This window comes from Lysinibacillus sp. FSL M8-0216, from assembly GCF_038595555.1.
GTDB classification, from domain to species: domain Bacteria; phylum Bacillota; class Bacilli; order Bacillales_A; family Planococcaceae; genus Lysinibacillus; species Lysinibacillus fusiformis.
Genome location: NZ_CP152007.1, coordinates 2,868,661 through 2,884,988, shown reverse-complemented (window position 1 = coordinate 2,884,988; position 16,328 = coordinate 2,868,661). Strand labels below are relative to the sequence as shown.

17 protein-coding genes are annotated in these 16,328 nt (G+C 38.2%); 14 read left to right on the top strand and 3 right to left on the bottom strand.

Annotated elements, in window-relative coordinates:
- The first annotated feature begins 5 nt into the window (after positions 1-5).
- From MKX57_RS14170 to MKX57_RS14145, 6 genes are all read left to right on the top strand, one after another.
- Positions 6-878 carry a metal ABC transporter permease gene (locus MKX57_RS14170; protein ID WP_090002617.1) on the top strand — a complete coding sequence of 291 codons (873 nt, stop codon included), beginning with the start codon at positions 6-8 and terminating at the stop codon, positions 876-878.
- The gene (locus MKX57_RS14165; RefSeq protein ID WP_089986352.1) at positions 875-1,744 is read left to right on the top strand and encodes a metal ABC transporter permease; all 870 of its coding nucleotides are present in this window, start codon (positions 875-877) and stop codon (positions 1,742-1,744) included. The genes MKX57_RS14170 and MKX57_RS14165 overlap by 4 nt, the downstream gene beginning before the upstream one ends.
- 225 nt (positions 1,745-1,969) lie before the next feature.
- The gene (locus MKX57_RS14160; RefSeq protein WP_008178607.1) at positions 1,970-3,157 is read left to right on the top strand and encodes an MFS transporter; all 1,188 of its coding nucleotides are present in this window, start codon (positions 1,970-1,972) and stop codon (positions 3,155-3,157) included.
- A gap of 155 nt (positions 3,158-3,312) precedes the next feature.
- Positions 3,313-3,963 (top strand): metalloregulator ArsR/SmtB family transcription factor, encoded by a 651-nt coding sequence (locus tag MKX57_RS14155; RefSeq protein ID WP_090002618.1) that lies wholly within the window; start codon positions 3,313-3,315, stop codon positions 3,961-3,963.
- Between the two features lie 70 nt (positions 3,964-4,033).
- Positions 4,034-5,302 carry an MFS transporter gene (locus tag MKX57_RS14150; RefSeq protein WP_090002619.1) on the top strand — a complete coding sequence of 423 codons (1,269 nt, stop codon included), beginning with the start codon at positions 4,034-4,036 and terminating at the stop codon, positions 5,300-5,302.
- A 189-nt stretch (positions 5,303-5,491) separates the two neighbouring features.
- Positions 5,492-6,280 carry a lipid II flippase Amj family protein gene (locus MKX57_RS14145; RefSeq protein ID WP_090002633.1) on the top strand — a complete coding sequence of 263 codons (789 nt, stop codon included), beginning with the start codon at positions 5,492-5,494 and terminating at the stop codon, positions 6,278-6,280.
- Positions 6,281-6,372: 92 nt separating this feature from the next.
- Here the strand turns inward: MKX57_RS14145 and MKX57_RS14140 are convergent, their stop codons facing one another.
- A complete protein-coding gene (locus MKX57_RS14140; protein WP_090002620.1) occupies positions 6,373-7,257 on the bottom strand; it encodes a hypothetical protein in 885 nt (294 codons plus the stop codon).
- 210 nt (positions 7,258-7,467) lie between these two features.
- Between MKX57_RS14140 and MKX57_RS14135 the strand changes: the two genes are divergently transcribed.
- The 4 genes from MKX57_RS14135 (at position 7,468) to MKX57_RS14120 (ending at position 11,657) form a co-directional block, all read left to right on the top strand.
- Positions 7,468-8,142: a response regulator transcription factor gene (locus MKX57_RS14135; RefSeq protein WP_089986356.1), complete on the top strand. Its 675-nt coding sequence runs from the start codon at positions 7,468-7,470 to the stop codon at positions 8,140-8,142.
- The gene (locus tag MKX57_RS14130; RefSeq protein WP_090002621.1) at positions 8,139-9,497 is read left to right on the top strand and encodes a HAMP domain-containing sensor histidine kinase; all 1,359 of its coding nucleotides are present in this window, start codon (positions 8,139-8,141) and stop codon (positions 9,495-9,497) included. The genes MKX57_RS14135 and MKX57_RS14130 overlap by 4 nt, the downstream gene beginning before the upstream one ends.
- A 201-nt stretch (positions 9,498-9,698) precedes the next feature.
- Positions 9,699-10,640, top strand: coding sequence for an alpha/beta hydrolase (locus MKX57_RS14125; protein ID WP_089986382.1), 942 nt, complete (start codon positions 9,699-9,701; stop codon positions 10,638-10,640).
- Between the two features lie 144 nt (positions 10,641-10,784).
- Positions 10,785-11,657, top strand: a complete 873-nt coding sequence (locus MKX57_RS14120) for a DMT family transporter (RefSeq protein WP_008178592.1) — start codon at positions 10,785-10,787, stop codon at positions 11,655-11,657.
- A gap of 29 nt (positions 11,658-11,686) precedes the next feature.
- Here the strand turns inward: MKX57_RS14120 and MKX57_RS14115 are convergent, their stop codons facing one another.
- The gene (locus tag MKX57_RS14115) at positions 11,687-12,373 is read right to left on the bottom strand and encodes a helix-turn-helix domain-containing protein (protein WP_008178590.1); all 687 of its coding nucleotides are present in this window, start codon (positions 12,371-12,373) and stop codon (positions 11,687-11,689) included.
- 86 nt (positions 12,374-12,459) lie between these two features.
- On the opposite strand from MKX57_RS14115, the gene MKX57_RS14110 reads away from it, so the two are divergent.
- The 4 genes from MKX57_RS14110 (at position 12,460) to MKX57_RS14095 (ending at position 15,182) form a co-directional block, all read left to right on the top strand.
- Complete coding sequence (locus tag MKX57_RS14110; protein ID WP_089986358.1) at positions 12,460-12,762, top strand: antibiotic biosynthesis monooxygenase; 303 nt, start codon at positions 12,460-12,462, stop codon at positions 12,760-12,762.
- 35 nt (positions 12,763-12,797) lie between these two features.
- Entirely contained in the window at positions 12,798-13,628 is an 831-nt protein-coding gene (locus tag MKX57_RS14105; RefSeq protein WP_342550369.1) for a CbrC family protein, read from the top strand.
- Between the two features lie 27 nt (positions 13,629-13,655).
- Complete coding sequence (locus MKX57_RS14100) at positions 13,656-14,768, top strand: PA2928 family protein (protein WP_043990496.1); 1,113 nt, start codon at positions 13,656-13,658, stop codon at positions 14,766-14,768.
- 126 nt (positions 14,769-14,894) lie between these two features.
- Positions 14,895-15,182 (top strand): hypothetical protein, encoded by a 288-nt coding sequence (locus MKX57_RS14095; RefSeq protein ID WP_008178582.1) that lies wholly within the window; start codon positions 14,895-14,897, stop codon positions 15,180-15,182.
- 94 nt (positions 15,183-15,276) lie between these two features.
- On the opposite strand, the gene MKX57_RS14090 is transcribed toward MKX57_RS14095, so the two are convergent.
- The gene (locus tag MKX57_RS14090) at positions 15,277-16,323 is read right to left on the bottom strand and encodes an Mrp/NBP35 family ATP-binding protein (RefSeq protein ID WP_342550368.1); all 1,047 of its coding nucleotides are present in this window, start codon (positions 16,321-16,323) and stop codon (positions 15,277-15,279) included.
- Positions 16,324-16,328: the final 5 nt, after the last annotated feature.

The window sequence follows — 16,328 nt, the reverse complement described above, 5'->3', positions numbered from 1 at the left end:
TCAGGATGATAAGTGGTAACTTATTGTGGGTACTTAGTGGCACTATGTTACTCGGTATAGCTGCAGGCATAACAGGTACCTTCTCCTTCTTGCAAAAACAAAGCTTAGTGGGCGATGCTGCGGCACATGCAGCATTACCAGGCATCGCGCTTGCATTCCTCCTTACAGGACAAAAGGAATTACCAATTTTAATGCTCGGAGCGGGTATTACATCTGCTTTATCTGTGTATTGTATACAATGGATTGTGTCTTTTTCAAAGTTGAAGGCGGATGCGGCTATTGGGTTAGTACTGACCGTATTTTTTGGCATCGGTGTTGTGTTTTTAACTGTTGTTAACAGAAGTCCAATTGGAAACCAGAGTGGTCTTAATAACTTTATTTTTGGTAAAGCCGCAACGATGACAAAGGCTGATTTAATGTGGCTGTTCATCAGTGCAGCCGTAATTATTTTAGTTAGTCTGTTCTTTTATAAGGAATGGAAATTACTCATCTTTGATCCTGTTTATGCAAAAGGGATTGGCTTACCGATTGAGGCTTTAAAGGCTACGCTAACCGTATTAATTGTCATGACGATTGTTACAGGTATCCAAGCTGTAGGTGTAATATTAATGTCAGCTTTATTAATTATCCCTGCTGCAAGCGCCAAATTATGGACGAAAAAACTGAGTACGATGCTCCTGTTGAGTGCAGCGATTGGAGGTATTTCAGGTGTTACAGGTACTTTTATTAGCGCGATTCGAACAGGATTATCAACTGGTCCAATTATCGTTCTAGTGGCGGCTGGTATATTCTTTATCTCCTATTTTATAAGTCCTGCTGGTCAAATTAATCAATATCGTAGAAAAATGCAATTTCGAAAGCAGGGTGATATAGGATGATAGAGTTTTGGGTTGTATTAACTGGCTTATTAGTGGGTGTAACATGTGGGATTGCAGGCGTTTTTCTTATTTTGCGTAAAATGTCTATGATAGCCGATGCCATTAGCCATACTGTCCTCTTTGGTATTGTGATGGCCTATATCATTACCCAATCATTGAATGGCCTTTGGATGCTAATAGGTGCAGCAGTTGCGGGTATTTTAACTGCTTATCTCGTACAATTATTACATTCTTCTGGTATTCAAGAAGATGCAGCGATAGGGGTGGTATTTACATCCTTATTCGCGGCGGGTGTCCTGCTCATTACATTATTTGCAAGTAATGTCCATTTGGATGTAGAGCATGTTTTAATGGGAGAAATTGCTTTCGTTCCATGGGATCGATGGACGGTTTTAGGTCTAGCCATGCCTAAGGCTGTATGGATGCTTTTACTCGTATTAGTCATCAATATTGTATTTTTGCTACTATTCTTTAAGGAAATGAAGCTTGCAACCTTTGACCCTGTCTATGCCGCAACAATTGGTATACCCGTAGTCTTTCTCCACTATGGATTTATGACCTCGATTTCATTTACAACGGTTGCAGCATTTGATAGCGTAGGAGCCATTTTAGTCGTTGCCATGCTAATTGGACCAGCCGCAACTTCTTATTTAATTAGTAAGACGATTAAGCAAATGTTTATCTACAGTATGCTCTTTGGTGCTGGTGCTTCTGTCATTGGCTATTATTTAGCGAAGCTATGGGATACCTCTATAGCAGGGATGATGGCCACAACTGTAGGCTTATTATTTATCATTACATTAATTAGTCAAAAAATAATCGAGCGCAGAAGAAAAGCGCTTGTGCATAAACTAGAACTATCATAATAAAAAACATCGTTTGATACTTTCATCAAACGGTGTTTTTTGCTTGAATAATTCAAACTTTTGGATGAGTATTTTTTATAGGAAAAATAGTATACTCTTTAAAAAGATTGAATTGGGTGGAATGGCATAGAAGCTAGTAATATTTTTTTATATCGCTATGTACGAATATTTAAAATTTTGTTACGATAGGTTTTATGACATTGTAAGATCAACGAGGAGAACAGCATGTGGCGAAATCGAAATGTATGGATTATTTTATTAGGTGAATTTGTCGTAGGTCTAGGCTTGTGGGCTGGTATTATTGGAAATCTCGCCTTTATGCAAGAGGTAGTACCTTCAGACTTTCACAAATCATTAATTATTTCTTGTGGGATTTTAGCGGGCTTGGTCGTAGGGCCTATGGCTGGTCGCATTATTGATCAATCGAAGAAAAAAACAGTTGTACAAATGGCAAGTATTGGGCGAATCGTGAGTGTTTTATTTATGTTTATCGCACTTTATACCAATTCGGTCGTATGGATGATTTTATTTTTAATTACATTGCAAATAGCAGCTGCCTTTTATATGCCTGCACTGCAATCGATTATTCCAATGATTGCAAAGGAGCAAGATTTAATTACGCTAAATGCTTGGCAAATGAATGCTAGAACTATTTCTAGAATCATCGGCACGGCCGCAGCAGGATTTATGCTAAGCTTTTTTGATTTAAAGTGGTTATATATCATTTCATTCATCGTTTATATCGTCATGTTTGTGATTACTAGCTTATTACAACTAGATGAAACGACAAATGAAACAGTAACGAATAAAGAAAAAGGAAACTTTAAAGAGGTATTACCGATGGTAAAAGAGCATCCAATGGTTCTAATGACTTTGGTTCTTATGTTAATTCCAACGTTATTTTTAGGCTCTTTTAATTTAGTCATTATGAAAATTTCGGAAATGCATCAATCTACAACGATTTCAGGTTTGTTGTATACAGTGGAGGGGATTGGCTTTATGCTAGGTGCTGCAGGCTTAAAAATAATTGCTGATCGAGTACAAATGGGTACGCTCCTCTTTACATTGGCATTTATTATTGGATCTATGGAGCTCTTGCTGTTACTAGCAGATATCAAACTTTTTGCTTTAGTAGCTTTTGGGGTATTTGGCTTTACAGTAGGCTGTTTCTTCCCAACTACTATGGTTATTTTTCAGAAACAGGTTCCTAAACAATTCCATGGGCGTTTTTTCTCTTTCCGAAATATGATCGATTCGGTGGTCTTTCAGGTCGTGCTGTTGTCTACAGGTATGATGCTAGATTTAATTGGCTTAAGTGGAATGGGGCTTGTGTTCGGCATTATTAGTTTAAGCTTAACGACGACATTTTTATTGTATTCTAAGAAGAAGAAAGTCGTTATGCATGCCCTCTAGTCCTATTGAAAGAACATGTTTTTAAAACATGTTCTTTTTTTGTGCTTAAATAATGGTTTTCTTCGTAACATTAAGTACTTGACAATGGTAAAATAAAGAATTAAGATTCAACTATTCAATAAATTAATTGAATAGTTGAAAGGTGGGACTCGAAATTGCATGAACGACATTTAAAGGACTTGTTATATCAAGAGTTCGCTAGAATTGGCAAAAGTTTATCCAGTCCTAAACGATTAGAAATACTTGATATTCTCTCTCAAGGTCCAAAGTCTGTTGATGCATTAGCTAAAAGTACAGATATGTCCGTAGCTAATGTGTCTCAGCATTTAAAGACACTTTTTAATGCCAGATTAGTAAAGTTTTCAAAGGAAGGTAATTTTGTTATTTACGAATTGGCAGATGAAGTGATTGCTAAATTCTTAACAACATTACATGCACTATCTGAAAAGCAATTGATTCAGGTTCAACAAATAAAAGAAGAATTTTTTAATGAGCATCTTGGCATAGAGGGGGTATCGCTTTCGGATCTCGTAACACGGATGGATAAGGGAGAAGTGCTATTACTCGATGTTCGACCAAAAGAAGAATTTGAACAAGCACATATTCCAGGAGCCGTTTCTATGCCTATCGAAGAGTTAGAGGATCAATTAGCTACAATACCAACTCATGTTGATATTGTAGCTTACTGTAGAGGGCCTTATTGCTTAATGTCAGCCGAAGCTGTAAAAATGTTGAAGGAAAAAGGGATCAAGGCTTTCCGGCTAGAAGAGGGTGTTTTAGATTGGCAGAGGTTGGCTGGAGAATAACGTAGTGCTAGCTGGAATGAAATATAGGGGCAAATAAAATCTTGTGCAAACTAGAAAGAGGGGGTAAAGAATGTCTGGAAAAGTGGAAGTCACGATAGAATCATATATAGAGTCACCAGAAAAACTAAAAAGCTTATACAGGCGTGTATTAATCGTAGTGAGCCTATCTCAAATATTTGGGGGAGCAGGGCTGGCAGCTGGTATTACAGTAGGTGCTTTATTAGCTCAACAAATGCTTGGAACTGATGCTTATGCAGGAGTACCATCCGCATTATTTACGTTAGGGTCAGCTGGTGCAGCTTTCATTGTTGGTAAATTATCACAACGTTATGGCCGTCGAACAGGATTATCTACTGGCTTTATTGTTGGAGGGCTAGGAGCCATTGGAGTCGTCATGGCTGCGATATTTAATAGTGTTAGTATGCTGTTTATCTCTCTATTAATCTATGGAGCTGGAACTGCAACCAATTTACAGGCACGATACGCAGGTACAGACTTAGCGAATGACAAACAACGTGCGACAGCTATTAGTACGACTATGCTTATGACAACATTCGGCGCAGTTTTAGGTCCCAATTTAGTAGAATTGATGGGAAAAGTGGCGCTATCGATTGGTATTCCCGCGCTTGCTGGTCCTTTTCTATTATCTGCTGCTGCTTTTATAGTAGCAGGACTTGTTCTATTTGTGATGCTGCGTCCTGATCCCTTAGAAATTGCTAAAGGAATAGAGGCACATAAGCAAAAATATGCTCAGGAACATCAAGTACAGTCCACACATCCAATAGGGAATAAACGTGGCCTGGCAGTAGGGGCAACCGTGATGGTTTTAACACAAATTGTTATGGTAGCGATTATGACGATGACACCCGTACATATGAAACATCATGGTCATGGTTTATCGGAAGTAGGCATTGTTATTGGATTTCATGTAGGTGCTATGTATCTGCCATCGCTTGTAACAGGTATTCTTGTTGATAAAGTTGGACGAACAGCCATGAGTATTGCCGCCGGTGTTACGTTGCTACTAGCGGGTTTATTAGCGGCATTCGCTCCAAGCGATTCAATGATTTTATTAATAGTAGCACTTTCTTTACTAGGGTTAGGCTGGAACTTCGGTTTAATTAGTGGTACCGCACAAATCGTTGATGCGACCGAGCCGTCTACACGAGCCAAAACACAAGGAAAAATGGATGTTTTTGTAGCATTGGCAGGGGCGTCTGGGGGTGCTCTTTCAGGGATGGTCGTAGCGAATGCTAGTTATGCGGCATTGTCCTTAGCAGGAGGGCTATTGTCGTTACTGCTCATTCCCGTAGTGATTTGGTCTAGAAGAGCAGTTTAATATAATGGGAGAAGGAGACTAGAACTAAACTAGTACTCCTTACGCCTAGTGGAAAAAAATCTTACCCTTTCATTTGTGGGGTAAGATTTTTCTATCGGAACTATTTTGATTGTTTTGCGTCAGTATGTAAAATCGTTAGAAAGCAAAGAGTAGGTACACAGTGTGGATTTAATAACAAATAAATTAATAATGATTGCCTTGTTTATTTTAATCATTCATGCCATTGAAACGCTTGCCTATGCGGTACGTTTATCTGGAGCGCGTGTCAGGTTACTAGCATCTGCTTTAGCTCTTTTTAATGTAATGGTCATGGTTTCACGGCTCGCTAATATGATGCAACAGCCATTTACGGGTAGTTTGGTCGATACTGCACCTGTGGACGATGCCTTGACACATGTAGAACAGCAGTTTCGAATCATTATTGGAGCGGCATCTCTTGGTACACTCATAGGTATCTTACTCATCCCAACTTTCGTAGCCATTTTTTCAAGAGCTATCGTCCATTTGGCTGAGGAAAGGGGCTCCATCCCAGCATTAATGAAAAAGGGTTTTACGTATGAATATGTAAGACGTGGCTTGAAGCATATTCATACGCCACGATTTACCTATTTAAAAGATATTGGATTACGAGATATCCCTCTACAATTATTTATTACGAATATAGTCATTACGGCAATCTATACTATCGGCGTTTTATCTGCTTTGTATGCAACTTTATTAGTACCGGAATTAAAAACAACTGCCGTTATGGCATCTGGTTTAATTAATGGCATAGCGACCATTCTGTTAATTTTATTCATTGATCCAAAAATCTCCATTCTAGCCGATGATGTAATTAATAAAAGGGGAAGCTATTTAGATTTAAAAAAAGCCTCGGTCATGATGATGTTTTCAAGATTTTTAGGGACGATTGTGGCACAGTTATTATTCATTCCTGGAGCGCATTATGTGGCATGGTTTGCCAAGCTAATTGCCTAATTGAAGTTGAGAGCATGTATAGGCAAAAAGGAAAGATCTAAGTCCGGTATGTTGCGAACTTAGATCTTTTGTGCTGAACGTAGGGCTCTTTACTACTTTTTAAAATATGTAGGATCAAGCTGGAGAATAATTGTATTTTTATCATAGAAATCAGGCGATTTAAACTTTTCTTCATAGGTAAATCCGGGTTGATTGTTAATAAAGGCTAACCAATCCATTTCAATTTCATGTACTCCTTTTCCGTATACTTCTTCTATTTTATTTGCCAAGTCCTTCTTATCGTATATGTTTTCAAATTTTTCGAGTCCATAGGTATCAATTAAATATTTAACAAATGAAGCTGCGTGAGTATAGCTCATCCATCTAAGTGTATTCAACTCATTTAGATTTGTAAGATTTGGGCGGAAATAGGCATCGTCTTGATATGGATCTATTAATTTGCTAATGGGAATTAATTTATCTGAATCCATAAAATACTTCATATACTTTTCGATATCATATTCACTTTTACTAAATTGTTCGTCCATATAGACCGCATAACCCTCTTGTGTAAAATAACCATGATCAGTATCAAAATTGCCCCCATAACCAAGTAAGGAATGTGTCATTTCATGAACAAGTGGATAAAAACCTTCTTGACTGATAGCTAATTCTATTCTCGATGCAAAACCCCATGATTCAGTGTCTTCCCCATTTAGAAATATTGTTATTTGCTCAGATGGAACATATGATGTATGGATGGATTGCATAATATCATCATAAGCCTTTAGGATTTCATCTTTTATCGTATCCACAGTTTCTTTCGGAGCCTCGATGTTATTCATAATTTTAAAGGTAAGTTTACCATCTGCTGTTACCACGATATTTTCATCCATTTTTTCTTCTTGTAGTTGCTCTTTAGGAACTACATTCTCCTGAGAGCAGGCTGCTAATAAGCATATAATAAAGATAAGGGAAAAGCCTCTAATTTTAAACATATGACCTCCAGAAAAATCAGTATTTTCTAATAATACGAGCCGAAAAACCAAAAGTTTCATTTTATGTAAAAATAAAAGGAATTAGAGAAGGGTGTTCTTTTTCTTAATGGAAGTTTTTCTCTTAGAAAGGAGAGTCATGTAGGCGAGAAGTGAAGTTCATTTATAGTATAATAGGGTTGACTTTTATATTGGAAAAGAGGGAACGGATGTATGACGACTATACTTGTTGCTGACGATGATGCGAATATTCGCGAGCTTGTATGCCTGTTTCTGCGCAAGGAAGGATTCGCAACAGTGGAAGCCGAAGATGGTAAGGCAGCATTATCCATCTATCACTCAACACCTGTTGATCTTGTAGTGCTTGATATTATGATGCCAACGATGGATGGTTGGACTTTATGTAAGGAGCTACGGAGAGCAAATGCTGAAATCCCATTACTTATGCTGACGGCAAGAGGTGAAACATGGGAAAAAGTCAAGGGCTTTGAGCTCGGTACAGATGATTATTTGACCAAACCATTCGATCCTTTAGAATTGACGGTACGTGTAAAGGCTTTATTAAAGCGCTACAGGATTGGCTACTCGCAGACCATTAAGCTCGGTGCTATTACCCTTGACCGTCAGACCTATAAAGTTATGACAAGAACGGATTCGATTACGTTGCCACTGAAAGAGTTCGAATTATTATATAAGCTAGCCGAAACGCCTGGACAGGTTTATACACGTGAACAGCTGATCGATCAAATCTGGGGAATAGATTATGCTGGCGATAATCGAACAATTGATGTACATATAAAGCGCTTGCGTGAACGCTTCGCGATGATAGCTGATTTTCATATTGAGACGATACGAGGTCTTGGGTATAGGTTAGAGGTTGATGAATGATTAAATCTTTATATACACGTGTAGTGTTGACATTTCTTGTTGCGGTCATTGGGGGGACAGTCGTTTCCTTCTTCGTAGCCACATGGCTATTTAAAGATAAATTGAATGAGTACTTACAAATCCCCTTGCTGAATTTTGGACAGGACATTGTCTTAATTTTTGACACAATGCCTTTTCAGGAGGCAGACAATTTACTTAGCCAAATGAATCAACTGAAATCGTATGATGTCTATGTTTATGATGAAGCAGGGAAGATGAAGGCTTATGGAGATGCTCCAAGCGATAAATTAGTTGACGTGACTAAGACGCAAGTTCGAGACGTGTTGGATGGTAAAGTTGTGCAAGTGAATCCGAACGTTTCTTCAGGACTTGTCGGTATGCCTTTAACAACTGACAAAGGAACCAAAGCGATGTTTATCGAACCAAAAGCTGTCTCCTCTGCCTCTTTTGCGCTCACGGTAATTTTAAATTTTTCCACATATGCGCTAGTTATAGGCAGTGTAGTATTTCTAATAGCGGCTATGTTTTTAGTGAGACCGATTAAAAAATTAACAAAAGCCACGAGACATATAGCAGGTGGAGATTTTAATGTCGAGCTCAACATTAAACAATCAGGAGAATTAGGTGTTTTGGCCAGAAGCTTTGAAGAAATGGCTTACGATTTGCAGCAATTAGAGCAAATGAGGAAAGAGTTTGTCTCGAACGTATCCCATGAGGTTCAGTCACCCCTTACCTCAATATCTGGCTATGCTCTGGCACTAAAGCAGGTAGACTTAACGGATGAGGAAAAAAACCGTTATCTTGATATTATTATGGCTGAAGCTCAACGAATGTCTAAAATGAGTGATAGTCTATTAAAACTAAGTTTACTTGAATCTAAGGCACCGCCGATGCAGCCTGTGTCGTTGAGCCTAGATGAACAAATTAGACGTGTAATCGTCGCAATCCAGCCACAATGGATGGCTAAAAACATCCATTTTAACCTCCAGTTGCAGTCGATGTATGTCATGGCAGATTACGACCAATTAAATCAGGTATGGACAAATCTTCTTACGAATAGTATTAAATTTTCAAAGGATGGCGACACGATAAAGATCAGCATGTCACAAGAGGCTCATCAAGTGTTAGTTCGCATAACAGATACGGGCATTGGCATTTCTCAAGAGGATCAGAAGCGGGTATTCGAGCGATTTTTTAAGGCGGATCGTTCCCACAGTCCAAAATATGAGGGAAGTGGGATGGGACTTGCTATTGTGAAACAAATCGTTTCCTTGCATAAAGGGGACGTTCGGGTGGAGAGTGAGCTTGGACAAGGAACGACATTTATTGTTACATTGCCTATCACAGCCCTTTAAAAGATAAATGTTAGGATTCCTATGTAGCTATTCACATAGGATATCGTAACATTTTTTTATTGTTCATATTGTGTTCATATTACCGTCATTGGGAAGACATCTTCGTCCTTTACACTGTTGTTAACGGCTCATAAGGTAGCTGTTAACAACAGTGTAAAGGAGGCAGGCACGAGTAAAGGTGAACCCCCTCGTGCGTCAAACATGAAAAAATTTACTAGAATCTTATTGAAATCGATAGCGATTATAGGTGCAATAGGATTGCTACTACTCGCTATTGTTTTTACAGTTAACATTATTTGCAACAAAATAGAACAAGGTAAAATAGAACCCTATGGTCAGCTCGTTGCTGTTAATGGAGAAAATATGAATATTACTATTCAAGGGAAGGGGACAGAAACCATTGTCTTACTACCAGGCTTCGGAACAGCAGCTCCAACGCTTGATTTTCAGCCACTGATTGAGGAACTAGCTCCACACTATAAGGTAGTTTCTGTAGAGCCTTTTGGCTATGGGCTAAGCGATGATACTAAGAAAGAGCGCAGCACAGAGAATATAGTTAGTGAGATTCATGAAGCGCTACAGACATTAAAAATTGACAAGTATATGTTAATGGGACATTCGATAGCAGGGATCTATGGACTCGATTATGTCAATAAATATCAGGATGAGGTAACTGCATTTATCGGAATTGATAGCAGTGTCCCTACTCAGGGTGGTATGGATACGGAGTTCCCAATTAAGTCGTTACAGTTTCTAAAAAAATCAGGCATTGCTCGAGTAGCTCTAAAATTATCGGGAACTGATCCATATGCTGGATTACCTTATGACGATGAAACAAAAGAGCAAATTAGGATGATTACCCTTAAAAACTTTTATAATACGAGTACTTCCAATGAACTAAAGGGGATATATCAAAAATTTAAAGAAGCAGAAAACCTTACATTCCCTAAAGATTTACCTCTATTGTTATTTGTTCAGGCGAACAACAATGATGGAATTGAGAAAAATTGGATACCACTCCATGAAGAGCAAGTCAAAAATTCAGTGCATGGCAAAGTCATTATAATGGATGGAGATCATTACTTACACCATACAAAATCACGAGAAATTGCTGAAAACTTGAAGATATTTATGGAAAATTGATATTTATAGCATCTTACCTCTTAGTTATTAGAGGTAAGATTTTTTATTACATGCTTTTTTTGTAATCCATACTTCGATAAATGTTGAATTACTTCCTGTTTATAATCGATATAAAGTGATTAAATCAGGTAAGGAGAAATTTGTATGAAAAACTATCAATTTATTGCACTATTAGTAGTTACGACCTTTTTAATGGGTTCATCTTTTGCCATCGTAAAACTAGGGCTACCCTATTCATCCCCTTTATTATTGGCTGCATTGCGTTTTATATTGGCAGGGATCATTATGGCTATCGTTGTTAGGTTCTTTAAAAGACCACATCCAACCACAAAGGAAGGGTGGTTCAAGTTATTGATGATTGGAGTCTTTCAAACGGCTGGAGTGATGGGGTGTATTTTTCTAAGTCTACGTACCATTTCAGCAAGTGAGTCTTCTATATTAACATTCACAAACCCATTACTAGTTGTCATATTTGCCACTATTTTTACCAAAGTACGTTACAGGTTCCATCAATGGATAGGTGTTTTGCTCGGTTTAATCGGCGTGATCATCACAATGGGTACCCAAGTTGAATGGAAGATAGGTATTCTATTTGGATTTTTATCTGCTGTTTTTTGGGCCATTGCAACATTATTAGCCAAAAAATGGGGTCTATTATTTGATACTTGGGTTTTATCAGCCTATCAAATGCTGTTTGGGGGCTTCCTTCTTTTCCTTGCGAGTACCTTGTTAGAGCAACCATTTTTCATTGTCAATCAACAATCATTATTGATTTTAATATGGCTTAGTATCTTTTCTTCCATCATTCAATTTGCTGGCTGGTACTATCTACTTCAAAATAGCGATCCTGGAAAAACAAGTGCCTATCTGTTTTTAGCGCCCTTTTTCGGAGTTTTAACGGGCTGGCTGTTATTAGATGAGCCATTACAACCATCTTTAATGATAGGAGGGCTATTCATACTGGTCGGAATTTATTTAGTAAATCGCACTTTTAGTAGAGGAAAAGACTTGAGGTAATAGCGACCTACCTCAAGTCTAGTTACTCTTTATAGCTCTATTTGAAATACCTCTTTCAATCCAATTTTACCTTTCTCCGTCACCTGAATGGCGCGAATAGAAGGGACACGAGTAAGCCAGCCAAGCTGGAATAAATGATTGAATAGCTCACTACCAAGAGCACCAGCCAAATGATAACGCCGTTCGCTCCAATCTAAACAGGCATGTGAGAAGGATCTTCTTTTCTTTTTTAATGCAGGTAAATCGATACCAAATGATGTGAAAAATAATGTGCCTTCATCTGTTAAAACAAACTGCTTTTCTTCTAATTTTAAATAGCCCGCTCGCATCATCGATTCTGTCAAATGAACACCTAATTTACCAGCCAGATGGTCATAGCAAGTTCGAGCCTCCTGCAACAATTTTATTTGGCTAGATTGTTTTAAAGATCGTATTTCAGGAGGAGGTGAAATGGCTAGGAAGGATTCAAGAAATTGAGCAATTTCCTCGTCTGCTAATTGAAAATAGCGGTGTCTACCCTGTTTTTCCACCTTTATTAGTTTTCCTTCTACTAATTTAGCTAGATGGAAGCTAGCTGTTTGAGGTTTAATAGCAGCCATATAGGCTAATTCACTAGCCGTATGGAAACGACCGTCCATCATACTAGCGAGTATTGTAGCTCTTGAAGTTTCGCCGAGGAGCGCTGCGACTTCAGCCATATTTGGATTAATTCCCATTTGTCACAATCCTTTCGTTTGCTATATTTTGATTTTAGTCAAAGTCATTATCGTTTACAATAAAAGTTATAGAGGGGGAGAAATAAATGGAAACATATTATGCAGTGATCTTTACATCACAAAGAACCGAACATGATGGGGAGGGCTATGGTAAGATGGCCGAAATAATAGATGCTTTAGCCAAGCAACAGCCTGGCTTCCTACGTGTTGAAAGTGTAAGGGATGAGGACGGAAAGGGCATTACCGTATCCTATTGGGAATCACTAGAGGCTATTCAAGCTTGGAAAGCTAATGCCAAGCATTTAACGGCCCAGCAATTAGGAAAAGAGAAATGGTACACACATTATCAAGTTGAAATTTGCCAAGTCATGAAAGAGTATTCTTTTTAATATTAAAATTAGGTAAACGAAGGAGGTAGATTTTGATGACAATTGCTGAAGAATGGCAGGAGCTTAGAAATAATTTTAATCCTTCTCAACCAATAACGGTTAAACGGATGCATATTTTTAAAGAGCAATTAAAGAATGAGCCACAAACGCAAGAAACATTGAGAATACTAGTCGAGGTATATTGTTTACTAAGGATGTATCCAGAGGCGTATCGACTATTTACAGCTATTATGAATAATAAAGATAAAAAAGATCGAAAAAAATTAGGAACGCTACAAACCTACATAAATCAACCAAATTCAGTGGTTCCGTTGATGCCACAAAAGATAAGAGATCAACGGACTATCCAAACGTTCATCCCTACGTTTAAATATTTACCAAATCCAATAGAGGCGAAAATTTTTGAAACAGATGACATCGTTGAATGCGATTGTTGTCAACAGGAAGTGGATGTCTATTATACAGGTGGTATTTACGCGATAGAGGATGTTGATTATCTTTGTCCTTCTTGTATTCATAGTGGAGAAGCTGCCCGAAAATATGATGGTTCCTACCAGCAAGATTTAATTCATGATGAACAGATTACAAATCCTACATTAGCAGAGGAAGTGCTATATCGAACGCCAGGTTATGTGAGCTGGCAAGGGAATAATTGGGTAGCCCATTGTTCAGATTACTGTGCATTTATTGGCTATGTTGGTTGGAGTGATATGGTGGAGCTAGGCATAGACGATAAGTTTGACAATTATACGGGCTTTTCGCTAGAAGAGCTTTCTGCCTCCTTAATGAATAATGGGCATCATCAGGGGTATTTATTTCAATGCCTGGAATGTGACAGCTATGTGCTTTATTCAGATTTTAGCTAATGGTTGTTTGGTAAAGGAGGTAGTAAAGTGGAACAATTTCTTCAACGGTACATGTATTCTTGGCGCTTAAACGGCTGGCTTGTTCACGATATTTTTTTAGAGGTTATCTTTGGACTGGGATTGTTCCTGCTATTATTTATAGCTATTAAACGGAAGCGTCTTATTATTTCTATCAGCTTGCTCGTCATTTATATAGTAGTAAGTAATGCACTAATGATAGTTTTCGGTTTAGCAGGACGAGGCTTTCCGATCAAATCGGACTCCTCTATTTATACAGATGAATCACAAAAAATTGCTGTCCAAATGGTGCAGGGCTCTGAAAATAATGGAACATCCAATGGCATTACACACTTGATTTCACATTATCTTATTGTAGCTGTGAATTTGGAGACAGGTGAAAAGCAATGGACAAAATCGGCTTCTTATAAAGAAACGCTTATTGGAAACTTTATGGGTGGCTTACTTATTCACCATCGAGATGGTGAGTATGGGCAATTGTCACTTTTAGATATAGAAACGGGAAAAGAAATTCTTTCTGAAAAGGAATTTCGCCAGCAGCACCAGCCATTAATAGATATTTTAAGCAATGGTGCGCAACAGATGGTAGCTTTACAACACGAACTTTATTTAGAAGGTGTCGATGGTCATTTTTATCATTATGATGGTAAGACTTTAAACAAAGATGATAAAGCCCAAAATTATATAGCTGCTCGTTTCTTTATTGAGTCGGATTTGCCAGGTTATTTTGCTACGCATCAGCATCCCTTAGATAATTATGAGGAGATTCAAGATTTTAGTCACCAGGTGTTGTCAGAGACTGCTATACGAACCTATCAAAATTTAGAGCCAAAAGTGATGGATGTAGATTTAGCCAACGGCACTGCCCTCCTTTCATATCGAAGGACTCAGCGAGAGAGTGCAGATCATCTGCTCGTGCTGTACGATATGAAAAAGCATCAATTACTATGGGAAGAGAAGATTGGTGCCATTAATTCCTATCAACAGCAGCCTAAAGTACGAACAGTGGAGAAGGGCTATATCATCCAAACAGGGGATCAGCTTTTAGTCCTAGATAAACATTCAAGGGATAGGGTTGTTCAATATCACCTACGTTGGAATCGACCAATTGATGAAATGTAAATGACAGTGTGATGAAATAACTTGTGGCAAAAAATGATTTAGCTCAGGAAAGCATTATTTGCTTCTAATAAAAAAGAGTATAATTAAATAGGAAGAAACTCTGTAAAATAAGGATGGAGTAAGCTAATGAATGAGCAAATAATAGATTGGATTATTCGCTTTCAAAGGGATAAAGATATCGAAGCTCTCGCGCATTTAAAAGACTATTGCTTTGCGATGATTGAACCTTTGATTGAGGAATTTACAGAGAAGCATGGTGAAGAGGCGGGACAGTTATTACGTTTAAAATGGGATAAACGATTTTATTTTATTTTTACAAAATATCAGGTGAATGTAGGGCTCCCATTAGATACTTTTGTCCAAAATACGTATCGTTTTTATTTCATGCAAGTATTAAAAAAGGCTGGCTATTAGTGATCCGTTAAATTCGGTGAATGCTTAAAAAAAATAACAGGAAAAATAAAATCCCTTGATTTGTGTATGTATAAACAAATCAAGGGATGATTTTTTATTGATAAAGTATATCTTCTGCTAGGTGAGTAAACACTTCACCAATAATTGTATCTGCATCGTATACGGAGGAGCCCGTATTTTCTTCAGGTTGAGCAAAAGGAATATGTGCTAAAACATTAGTTTGCAATAATTCGGCTAGTTGCTCAGCGCCACCTTGTCCAAAAAGATAGTTTTTTTGACCATCTGTCCCTTCAAAATAGGCCATATTTTCAACGACACCAAGTATGGTGTGCTTGGTATGTTGAGCCATTAAACCTGCTCGGGAAGCAACGTGAGATGCAACAAGATGCGGTGTTGTGACAATCACTTCCTGTGCTTGAGGAATCATCGCCGCCATATCAATTGCCACATCACCTGTACCTGGTGGCAAATCGATGAGAAGATAATCTAATTCTCCCCAATGGGTGTTGACCAGGAAATTTCGAATCCATTTGTTGAGCATAGGTCCACGCCACATGACAGGCTGGTTGTCATTTGTAAAAAAGCCCATCGACATGATTTTGACGCCATGAACCATCACGGGAATAGCAGTTTGGTCCAGCATGGTCGGTTTTTGGTCAACATTCATCATCGTTGGTATACTGAAGCCGTAAATATCTGCATCTAAAATACCGACACGTTTCCCAAGACGGGCAAGAGCAACAGCTAGGTTGATCGTTACGGTAGACTTACCAACACCACCTTTACCACTAGTTACTGCAATAAATCGAACACCTGAATGGGGCAATAGCATTTTTGGCATCCCTTTATCTGTCACATTTTTCGCTTGTAGAGAGGCGATTAAGGTGCGACGTTCCTCTTCAGTCATTGCCCCAAAGCTAATGATAACAGGGGAGACACCAATCGCTTTTAATGCCCCCTCCACCTCCTGCTGAATTTTTGCTCTTAAAGGGCAGCCAGGAATAGTCAAAATGATATCAAGCGATACTTGTGTACCATTGATTTGAATATTACGCACCATATTTAAGTCTATAATACTTTGGTGAAGCTCTGGATCTTCTACCTGTTTCAAGGCGTTTAGTATATTTTCTTTCGTTAACATGTAGG